This window comes from Chamaesiphon sp. OTE_20_metabat_361, from assembly GCF_031364565.1.
This window is the reverse complement of the sequence record NZ_JANLWO010000541.1, coordinates 1-8,136: the sequence shown is the minus strand read 5'-3', so window position 1 is coordinate 8,136 and position 8,136 is coordinate 1. Positions and strand designations below refer to the sequence as shown.

Genomic DNA, 8,136 nt, shown 5'->3' with positions numbered 1-8,136 from the left:
TGTTAGATAGCGAACTCGCCCAATTACATCTAGAAGGAGTTAGAATTAGATTTTTAGGCGATCGATCTCAAGTTCCGATTAGTCTCCAAAAAATGATGGATAAGTCGATCGAGACCACTGCTGACAATCGATCGGTTACGTTTAATATTGCGATTAATTATGGCAGTCGGCATGAAATTCTCCAAGCTTGTAAATCGATCGCTACTCAAGTTCGACGCGGTGAACTAGAGCCGCATCAGATCGATGAGTCGATATTTACCAGCTATCTCGACACTGATGAATTGCCAGATCCCGATCTCTTGATTCGCACCAGTGGCGAGCAGCTGTTGAGCAATTTTCTCTTATGGCAACTTGCCTACACCGAACTGCATATTACCAATACGCTCTGGCCGGACTTTAGTAATGATGAATTCACTCAAGCAATTGCTGATTATCAGCACCGCCATCGACGGTTTGGCAAGGTTTAGTTAGACTGTAGGGTAGGTCTTAGGCTTTAGGCAAAATATCTGCTCAAAGCATTGCCTACTCCCTTGGCTAGATCTCAATTTCAGCCACATAGCCAGATCGCTACCGACTAATCAGACAATGTATTTAGAAGATTACAGGCGATCGAACTACTAGACCACAGCAGCAGATTAAGGTACGATTAAATATTAATGATTGTTAACAAAATAGCGCTTAGTTTGGCTATAAATTCATAATTGTCACTTATCTGCCTCAAGAGCTGTGGCTAACTGACAGTAGTAAAGACTGTGCCTACTCATAAATCTTGGAGATCCAAACCGCTACATGACTCTATCGATCGATCCGAACCCAGCCACCGAGCTGTCCCCGAATCTCAAACTCAAACACATCGTCCAATCTTTACCAAAAGAAGTTTTTGCAAAAGATAGTGCCAAAGCTTGGTTTACAGTAATCAAAACCATCGTCACCGTGACATTGGGGATGGCGGCAATCGCCTACGCACCCTGGTATCTGTTGCCCTTAGCGTGGGTATTTACAGGTACGGCGATGACTGGCTGCTTTGTGATCGGTCATGACTGCGCTCACCGTTCATTTGCTAATAGTCGTAAAGTCAACGATATCGTCGGTCATCTGTTCATGTTGACCTTGATTTACCCTTTCCACGGCTGGCGCTACGGTCACGCCAAACACCACAAACATACCAATAAAATGGATGTGGATAACGCGTGGCAACCCTGGCGACCAGAAGCTTATCAAGACGCACCCGCTTGGCTCCAAGTCGTCTACCAAGCGATGCGCGGTCGGCTCTGGTGGTTGGCGTCGTTACCCCATTGGGCAGCGGTTCACTTTGATTGGCGCAAATTCCCTGAAGGTAAAACTCGGGATGATGTCAAATTTTCAGCTTTGTTTGTGATTATCGGTGCCGCAATTATTTTCCCGATTCTCATTGGGACTTTAGGCGTGTGGGGCTTTGTGAAATTTTGGCTCTTACCTTGGTTGGTTTATCACTTCTGGATGAGCACCTTCACGATCGTCCATCATACCGCTGCTGATATTCCCTTCAATCCTGAGAGCGAGTGGAATGAAGCGATCTCCCAATTATCTGGTACAGTCCACTGTGACTACCCAGGCTGGGTCGAATTTCTCTGCCACGATATCAACGTTCACATTCCTCACCATATTTCAACAGCGATTCCGTCCTACCGCCTCCGGGAAGCCCACGCGATCATCAAAGCGAACTGGGGTGAGTACATCAAGGAACGCACCTTCTCCTGGGAATTGATGAAGGATATCACTGATAAATGTCACATCTATGAAGAGAATGAGTTCTATCAAAGCTTCCGCGAATTTAACGCTAATAACTAGTCAGCTCCACGTATCCTAACAAGATCGTTGAATTTAAATTAACGAACCGGATGGGCAAATGCCCATCTTTTTTATCGCTATATTTCACTATCCCCCATCTCCTATCTCCTATCTCCCATCTCCCATCTCCCATCTCCCCTATTTTCGATCGCCACAGCCTCAATCGAAGATAGTAAGCTAAAATAAAGCCTGACTCATTTACACCCAATCGCCCAAACCATGCAATTCATCGATCTCGCAGAAGTAGAAGTAGAATCCGGCAGCGGTGGCGATGGGATCGTAACCTTTCGGCGGGAAAAATACGTCCCAGCAGGCGGGCCTTCTGGCGGTAATGGTGGCAAAGGCGGCTCGATTTACTTTACCGCCGTGGAAAATTTACAGACATTACTGGATTTTCGCTACAACCGTCGCTTCAAAGCGGTAAATGGTGGCAAAGGTGGTTCGAGTAACTGTACTGGCGCATCGGGCGACGACCTCAATATCGAGGTACCCTGCGGCACAGTGATTTATGATACCGCTACCGATGAGATACTAGTAGATCTGGTCGAACCGGGACAAACTTTTAAAGTCGTTGCTGGTGGTAAAGGTGGCTTGGGTAACGCCCACTTCCTCAGTAATAGCAACCGTGCGCCAGAATACGCCCTCCCCGGACAACCGTCCCAACAAAAACGAATTAGGCTCGAACTCAAACTTCTCGCCGAAGTCGGGATTATCGGCTTGCCCAATGCAGGTAAATCGACCTTAATTTCGGCGCTGTCTGCCGCCCGTCCGAAGGTGGCTGATTATCCCTTTACCACCCTAGTACCCAATCTGGGTGTCGTCCGCAAGCCTTCTGGCGATGGGACGCTATTTGCGGACATTCCAGGCTTGATCGAAGGTGCTTCCGAAGGTGCAGGTTTGGGACATGATTTCCTCCGCCACATCGAGCGCACGCGAGTATTATTGCATCTAGTGGAAGCCACTGGCGACGACCCGATCGGGGCATACCAGACCATTCGTCAAGAGCTAACCGCCTATAGCGAAAATCTAGTCTCCAGACCCCAAATTTTGGCGTTGAGCAAGATCGATGCAGTCGATGATGAAGAAGTTGCAGAAATTGCTCAAGCTTTGAGCGCAGTAGCACAGCAACCAGTATTTTTGATTTCATCAGCAACTCGCACGGGTTTAGATCCTTTGCTGGCAGCAGTTTGGCAGCAATTGGACCTCTTAGCCGCCGAGCGTGCTGCTGAAAAGTTGGCTCTCGAACGTGCCGCCTTTCCAGTCCTCAAATAGATAGTTACTGCTTACGCTAAAACCGCCAAAACCTTCATCAGATTTTCGATCGCATTTAGAGTTATTGGGGTAGTTAGATCTGTAGGTTGGGTTGAAGAATGAAACCCAACATTTCTGGGATATTGTTAGGTTAGTTGGGTTTCGTTTTCGCTCAACCCAACCTACGGATTTATGAAATTACTGATTTCTGTTTGTTATAAGTAGATGGGCGTAATTAAATATAAGATATCGCGTAGGGTGGGCATTGCCCACCAGCTAGATTTCAGGCATAATCTATTTTATAAATGATTACGCCTACCTACTTATTTAAAATGAATTAACTTCAATAACTCCGGTATTTAAGGGAGATTTATGGACATTACAACCACTTTAAATCAAATCATTGCTTTAGATATCCAGGATCGGATTCGACTGGTACAAGGTATCTTAGATAGTATCGCCGCAGAACAAGTTGACTGCAATCTTACAGAACCACAAAAGCGCGAACTCGATCGACGTATTGATGACTATGAAGCAAATCCTGATGAGGTAATGACTTGGGCAGAAGTTAAAGCTTCGATTAAGGCGCAAGCATGAATTATGTATTGGTGTTCCGCTTAGAAGCTCGTAACGAACTTGATGAAGCGTACAACTTGTCGAGATTAATTAATGTTTACAAACTTCGTGGATAGATTCTAAGCCAACCCGATCGCATTTTCCACCACTCCGATTTCAACTTGCGTCTATTCTCTATTTGCGAATATAGAATAGAAATAATAGTTACTATTTCTATGCTCAAACCTCAAGATATTCCAATCCTGCTCAAGACACATCTGTGGCACGATCGACAGTGGCGGTATAGCGATCTAGCTGAAAGCTTAGGTATGAGTGCTTCCGAAGTCCATAGCTCCCTCAAGCGTAGTGCCATTGCCAAACTTTACAACCCCCTCAACCAGCAACCGTTGACACCTCACTTGTTAGAACTCTTGATTCATGGCTTGAAATATATCTATCCTGCTACTCCAGGGACATTGGTACGAGGAATGCCTACCGCTCACTCGATTTCACCATTGAAAGAACAGATTATCAGCTCTCAAGAGCCTTTGGTTTGGGCATTTCCGACTGGAACAGAGATTGGATTAGCACTTATCCCCCTCTATCCATCTGTGCCCCTAGCAGCTAGTTTAGATTCTCAGTTATATGAATTATTGGGGTTGGTAGACGCTCTCCGAGTGGGACGGATTCGGGAACAACAGTTGGCTGCTATTGGACTACAAGAACGATTGGGGGCAGCACTGTGAGCGATAAATCTATTGACATGCTGATGGTGGTAGCGAGGGTATTAAACCAATTACCACAACCAGTTGTTTACACTGGTGGCGCGACGATTTCGTTGTATCTAGATGCTTTAAGTGCTAGAGATATGCGTCCAACTGACGATGTAGATTGTGTCGTTGAAGTTACATCCCAACGCGAATATTACCAATTATCCGCAACACTCAGAGAATTGGGATTGAGCGAAGATACTTCCCCTGGCGCGCCTTTGTGTCGATGGCTGTGTGAGGGTGTAAAACTGGATGTGATGCCAGTCGATCCTCAAATTTTGGGCTTTGGCAATCGTTGGTATAAGCGGGGAGTAGCTGACGCGCTCGACTTAACCTTGCCTAACGGAATCGAAATTAAAATATTTACGATCGCCTATTTACTTGCATCAAAAATTGAGGCTTTTGGCAGTCGTGGACGCAATCAATTTTACTTTAGCAAAGACTTTGAGGACATCATTACCCTGTTTAATGGTTGCCCAAATTTAATTGTAGAAATCGCCGCAAGTGAGGCAGAAGTTAGAATATTCATTACTGAATGGGTGAGAACCGAGCGAAAGAATTTGGATGCAATGGCTCCAGCATTTCTATTAAACAGCGATCGATTGGCAGGTAGAGATAAGTTGCTACTAGAAACGATCGTTAAAATAGGGGAAATATTGTAACGACTAAAAAATCGCGATGTTTCCCCTACTTCCACATCGAAAAGAGGGCAAGTTCTTCTATTTTAGTGCTTACAAACTTCGCGAATGGATTCTAAACCAACGCGGTTGCAAAAATCACCAAAACCTTCATCAGGCTTACGATCGATCTTAAAGTACTCCAACATCGGCGTGAAGAAAGTCTCCAGATCGTTAATGTGCATTCTGTCTGTATAAACCTGCGCCAGACGCGTCTGAGCCGGACAGCCAGCCAACCACACTTGATAACTTTCAGGGAAACTACCGACAAAGCCAACTTCCGCCATATAGGGGCGGGCGCAACCGTTGGGGCAACCAGTCATCCGGATGACGAATTGCTCGTCAGGTAAGCCTAATTTGTCCAGGAGGACGCGGAAACGCTCGTTGACGCTGGGGGCTATACGCTCGGACTCGGTGACTGCTAGGCCGCAGGTAGGCAGTGCTGGGCACGCCATCGAGTAGCGGACGAGGGGATCGATATTGAGCGGATCTGGCTCGATGCCATTGTCGATCAGGATTTTATGAATATTATCTCGATCGGCTGGATCGATATCGTAAATCAGCACGTTCTGATGGGGAGTCACGCGCATCGGGATTTGATAAGTTTGGACGATTTCTCTTAACGCCGTGCGGAGTTTAAAATCGCCTTCGTCTTTAATACGTCCATTGACAACTGAGATCCCCAGAAATACCTTACCGTCGCCTTGATCGTGCCAACCTAAGAAATCGATATATTTAAAGGCTGTAAGTTGCTTGAGGGGTTGAATTTTTTTGCCGTAATATTCTTCAACTTTGGCTTTGAATTTAGCTACGCCCCAATCGTGAATCAGGTACTTCATCCGCGCGTGACGGCGGTTGGTGCGATCGCCATAATCGCGTTGAGTAGACACGATTGCTTTAACTAGATCGTAGATATTTGCTTTAGTTACATAGCCGATCGGATCGGCTATGCGGGCGAATGTTTCTTCTTTATTATGGGTGCGTCCTAAACCGCCACCAGCATAAACATTAAAGCCCAATAATTGTCCTTTAGCATTAGTAATTACTACCAATCCTAAGTCTTGAGAGAAAATATCGATCGAGTTATCGCCAGGTACAGTGATCGCAATTTTAAATTTGCGGGGCATGTATTGCATCCCATACAGTGGCTCTAGATCTCCAGGGAAAATTGTATGGTTGGTATCGTGTGCTAGTGCCGCTTTGACTTCCGGTACGGGTTCGCCACTAATGACTTTTTCCCCATCCAACCACACCTCATAATACGCGCCTGATTGGGGCGTGAGCAGATCGGCGATGCGATCGGCATAAGTTAGGGCATATCTATACTCTGGCTTGTTCTTGAAGGGGGCTGGGGGTGCCATCACATTGCGGTTTAAGTCGCCACACGCGCCGAGGGTAGAACCCATGTTCGAGACGATTGCGGCGATGGCTGGCTTGAGGTTGTGCTTGAGGATGCCGTGCATCTGGAAGCCCTGGCGGGTAGTCGCGCGGATGGTTTCGTTCCCATAGTCGCTCGCCAGTCGATCGAGTGCCAAGTACAATTGAGGAGGGATGAATCCGCCGGGATTGCGCGTCCGCAGCATCATTTGATAATCTTTTTCTGCACCTTTGACGCGATTATCCCGATTATCCTGTTGGTAAGATCCATGAAACTTGAGGATCTGGATGGCGTCTTCGGTGAAATAATTTGTATCGAGAAGTAGCTCGCTGGCAACAGGTTCCCGCAGATAGTTACTATCTGTCTTTAAATGTTCTACTTTGGCGAGCTTTTTGGGTGTGGAAGTGTTAACCATACTGAGTTTAAGGATACTGGCAGGCGGAAATCTAGTTTATGGCAATCCTAAGTAACTTAGATCCATTGTCTATTTATTTTAACGCTCCTACGATTCGCCGTTTTGGTGGGAATCCTAAAATAAATGTCGAGGTTCCCGATCCTTAAAGAAATATTCTCATCACAGCGGTTAGAAACCGCCGCTAGTGATGCAAAGTCCGCCTTCTCTGCGAGACGCTTCGCTTTCGCGGACTAGTTAATCAGTCCGCGAAAGCGGACTTTGCACTACGAGCCACGACTTCCAGTCGTTGGCTTGCACTAAACTAGAGAAATCCCAATCGATCGATACCAATGGATAACTCTCTCGATCGTAGACGCTATGCACCTGCCACCGAACGCAATCGCGCACCAATTCTCGAAATTTTGCAGCAAGTCTTACCGCCGACGGGTACAATGCTCGAAATTTCCAGCGGTACTGGCGAACATGCGGTGTTTATGGCTCCCCAACTCGCGCCGCGCTATTGGCTACCCTCAGATCCAAACCCCGATGCCAGAGCGAGTATCACCGCATGGCAAAGGTTCGCGCCGTGCGATAATCTATATCCCCCGATCGATCTCGATGCTAGTAGTTCCGAATGGTTGGTAGAATCAAAAGAGCCAATTACGGCAATTGTAAATATCAATATGATTCATATCGCCCCCAAATCTGCTTATCTGGGGCTATTCGCTGGCGCAAAGCGTATCCTCCCGATCGGTGGTATCTTGTACTTATACGGCCCCTTCAAGCAAGGTGGAGTCCATACAGCTCCCAGCAATGCTGCTTTTGATGAAAGTCTGAGAAGTCAAAATTCAGCATGGGGCATCCGAGATTTAGCAGAAATAACTACAGTTGCTCAAAGTCACAATTTAGCACTTCAACAAGTCTATTCGATGCCTGCTAATAATCTTTCCGTTGTCTTTAAGATTAAGTGAATAGATCCTAGAATTGTCCGAAACCCAGACTGATTAGCAGCGGAGATCTACCCACCCCGCCCTACGGGCACCCCTCCTCGGAGGGGATTTTTCACCCCATCCCTTTTCTTTGCATCTTCGGAGGTTGAAGGGTAAATCCCCTCCTCGGAGGGGCGAATCAGCCTTGCGGCTGATTCGGGGTGGTTAGATCTCCGCAGCACACCAAAAATCCCCCAACATCTCCTCACTCCACAATGGCTAATACCGACTTTCTCGCTCATCTCAACCCATCCCAACGGCGTTCCGTCGAGCATTATTGTGGAGCCTTACT

General features: G+C 46.7%; 8 protein-coding genes. 7 read left to right on the top strand and 1 reads right to left on the bottom strand.

The annotated features are described in order from the left end of the window. From uppS to RMO35_RS15535, 6 genes are all read left to right on the top strand, one after another. Window positions 1–467 (top strand): polyprenyl diphosphate synthase (gene uppS, locus RMO35_RS15560; RefSeq protein ID WP_309742237.1); only part of this gene is annotated, 467 nt, incomplete at its 5' end. Window positions 468–789: 322 nt separating this feature from the next. Then, window positions 790–1,830, top strand: coding sequence for a fatty acid desaturase (locus RMO35_RS15555; protein WP_309742235.1), 1,041 nt, complete (start codon window positions 790–792; stop codon window positions 1,828–1,830). Between the two features lie 219 nt (window positions 1,831–2,049). Continuing rightward, a complete protein-coding gene (gene obgE, locus RMO35_RS15550; protein ID WP_309742234.1) occupies window positions 2,050–3,102 on the top strand; it encodes a GTPase ObgE in 1,053 nt (350 codons plus the stop codon). 351 nt (window positions 3,103–3,453) lie between these two features. Further along, window positions 3,454–3,678, top strand: coding sequence for an addiction module protein (locus RMO35_RS15545; RefSeq protein WP_309742233.1), 225 nt, complete (start codon window positions 3,454–3,456; stop codon window positions 3,676–3,678). Window positions 3,679–3,872: 194 nt separating this feature from the next. Next, a complete protein-coding gene (locus RMO35_RS15540; RefSeq protein ID WP_309742232.1) occupies window positions 3,873–4,382 on the top strand; it encodes a hypothetical protein in 510 nt (169 codons plus the stop codon). Then, entirely contained in the window at window positions 4,379–5,068 is a 690-nt protein-coding gene (locus RMO35_RS15535) for a hypothetical protein (RefSeq protein ID WP_309742231.1), read from the top strand. Before RMO35_RS15540 ends, RMO35_RS15535 begins: the two co-directional genes overlap by 4 nt. 62 nt (window positions 5,069–5,130) lie before the next feature. Here the strand turns inward: RMO35_RS15535 and sir are convergent, their stop codons facing one another. Further along, the gene (gene sir / locus RMO35_RS15530; protein WP_309742230.1) at window positions 5,131–6,876 is read right to left on the bottom strand and encodes a sulfite reductase, ferredoxin dependent; all 1,746 of its coding nucleotides are present in this window, start codon (window positions 6,874–6,876) and stop codon (window positions 5,131–5,133) included. 329 nt (window positions 6,877–7,205) lie between these two features. Between sir and RMO35_RS15525 the strand changes: the two genes are divergently transcribed. Beyond that, window positions 7,206–7,826 (top strand): DUF938 domain-containing protein, encoded by a 621-nt coding sequence (locus RMO35_RS15525; RefSeq protein WP_309742229.1) that lies wholly within the window; start codon window positions 7,206–7,208, stop codon window positions 7,824–7,826. Window positions 7,827–8,136: the final 310 nt, after the last annotated feature.